A 2,532-nucleotide genomic window follows, 5' to 3' on the forward strand; every position below is an offset into this window, starting at 1 on the left:
AACCCATCAGGGGGCTATAGATAATGTACAAATATTCATAAGTCACATGCTCCCCCTATTACCTATTACCTATTACCTATTACCTATTCCCCATTACCTATTACCTATTACCTATTACCCAGATAAGCGTACAAATGTTCTGCATAAGTGACATGCTCCCTATTTTAGCTTCCATAGGATTAAAACGTGTTGCTGATGTGAAGTATGAAATAGATACAGCAAATTCTTGGGTTTTAGCCAGCAGGGAGAAGCTCAGAGGGCGTCATTGCTTAATAACGGAATGATTTTAATAGTTTTGTGGAATGGACATCTTGCCTGTTTCCTGTTTCTTGCTCCCTACTCCCTGCTCCCTAAAAACCTATAAAGAAAGTACCTAACAGTAATTGTAAACTCCTGTATTGTATCTTGGAAAATAGATTTTATTAAATTGCATTTTAGTGGTATACTATTTAATTAAATTGCAGTTCAGGGGTACAATAAATGACAGATCCACTCTCTTTGTCCAAACTACTAAGCCCTTTTGAATTAGGTGATTTATCTTTAAAAAACCGAGTAGTAATGCCTCCTTTAACTAGAGGTAGAGCAGTTAATCTGGGTATTCCCAATGATTTAATGGTGGAATATTATACTCAAAGAACTGGAGTAGGTCTAATTATCACTGAAGGTACTTTTATTTCCCCTCAAGCTAACGGTTGGGTAAATGCTCCTGGTATTTATACTCTGGAACAAACTGAAGGGTGGAAAAAAGTTGTTAGTGGTGTACACTCTAAAAATACGCCATTATTTTTGCAGCTTTGGCACTGTGGTAGGGCTTCTCATAGTAGTTTCCATGATGGTAAGCTAGCTGTTGCTCCTTCAGCCATTAAAATTAACGAAGAATATGTTCATACCCCTCAGGGAAAACAGCCTCACGAAACCCCACGAGCCCTGGAAACTGAAGAAATACCCCAAATAGTAGAAGAGTATAAAAAAGCGGCTGAAAATGCCAAAAAGGCAGGTTTTGATGGGGTAGAAATTCATTCAGCTAATGGTTATTTACTGGACTATTTTCTGCAATCTAAAACCAACCAAAGAATAGATAACTATGGTGGTAGTATTGAAAATAGATATCGTTTCCTCAAAGAAGTAATCGAAGCTGTAATAACTGTTTTTCCAGTCAATAGAGTGGGGGTTCGTTTGTCTCCTAATGGTTTATTTAATGATATGGTATCTGTGGATTATCGTGAAACATTTCTTTATGTAGCTAAAGAGTTAAACAGTTATGGGTTAGCTTATATCCATCTAATATATGGATTGGCTTTTGGATTTCATGAATTAGGATAACCGATGACTTTGGCTGAGTTTAAAAACGTTTTTGATGGTCCAATTATTGGTAATTGCGGCTATACTCAAGAAACAGCCGAAGCTGCAATTCAAGAAGGTGTGGCGGATTTAATTGCTTTCGGAAGACCTATTCTGAGTAATCCAGATTTAGTTGCTCGCTTCGCTAATAATTGGCCCCTCAATCCTATTCCAGATGTGAAACTTTGGTATTCTCCAGGTAAAGAAGGTTATACTGACTTTCCTACTTATAAGACGGAAAACTAGCGAGGCTCTTACGTAAGCATTCAGCTATCAGCTTAAGCGCTACGCGCACGCTACGCGAACAGCTATCAGCTAATGCATCCCAGGCTCGAAGCCTGTACCACGAGTTATGGACTTTTCCCCAGACTTTCAATTCTCATTAATCTGGAACTATTAATTTTCTCGTTCTAGGTTTATTTTAATCACCTCAAGTAGCGTGAGCTTTTAGCTGACGGCTGTTCGCGTAGCGTGAGCTAAAAGCTCACGGCTGACGGCTGAATGCTTACGTGCGATCTAGCCTGAAATCTTAACCCTAAATGCCTTTAGGGTTTACAATTTTTTGACCGAACAGTGGTTCATTACGGGGCAGGCTGTCCCCTGTTCCCTGTTCCCTGTTCCCTGTTCCCTGTTCCCTAACAGAAATTGTGTACCTCCTAGCTATGAGACTTGCTCTATAATAATAGATAAACCAAAAAACAACTACCAATATCATGCTGGATTGGTTAGCACTTTGGGGACTTTCTAGTGCCGGTGGTTATCTTGCCAAGGAAGTAATTAGTCCGTTGGCAAAAGAGGCTCTAGAAGACTACACTAAAGATTTTTTTAAAGAATCTATTAAAGAGTATACCGGACTATCGGATCAAGATACCCATAAAAAACTCTTGGTTAAAGCTTTAAAAGCCTTTGTAGCTTTAGTGGAAAAGGAATTAAAAATTGCTGACCTATCTAAACAAGAGGTAAAACAATATACTAAACCCCTCAAGCAGTATATTAATAACCAAGCAATTAAAGCTATCCTGGGAAGTGGGTTTAACTATGGCTGTAAACAAATAGATACCGATACATTAGCCAAGACTTGGGTTGAGCTGAAGTTATTACCATTACCGGAAGAATTTCGTTGGAAGTATATTGGTAGACAATATCTCAAGCAAGTACAAACTATCATTAAGCAATCGGATAAGTTACGGC

At 38.6% G+C, this 2,532-nt stretch carries 1 protein-coding gene and 2 pseudogenes; all 3 read left to right on the forward strand.

Features of this window, described 5'->3' with window-relative positions:
* Positions 1-480: 480 nt before the first annotated feature.
* Positions 481-1,587: pseudogene (locus F6K49_RS40775) on the forward strand (alkene reductase).
* Between the two features lie 316 nt (positions 1,588-1,903).
* Entirely contained in the window at positions 1,904-2,089 is a 186-nt protein-coding gene (locus tag F6K49_RS40780) for a hypothetical protein (RefSeq protein ID WP_293106640.1), read from the forward strand.
* A pseudogene (locus F6K49_RS40785) lies at positions 2,055-2,532 on the forward strand (NTPase); the annotation flags it as partial. The gene F6K49_RS40780 and the pseudogene F6K49_RS40785, both read left to right, overlap by 35 nt.

It is taken from the genome of Moorena sp. SIO3I6 (assembly GCF_010672095.1).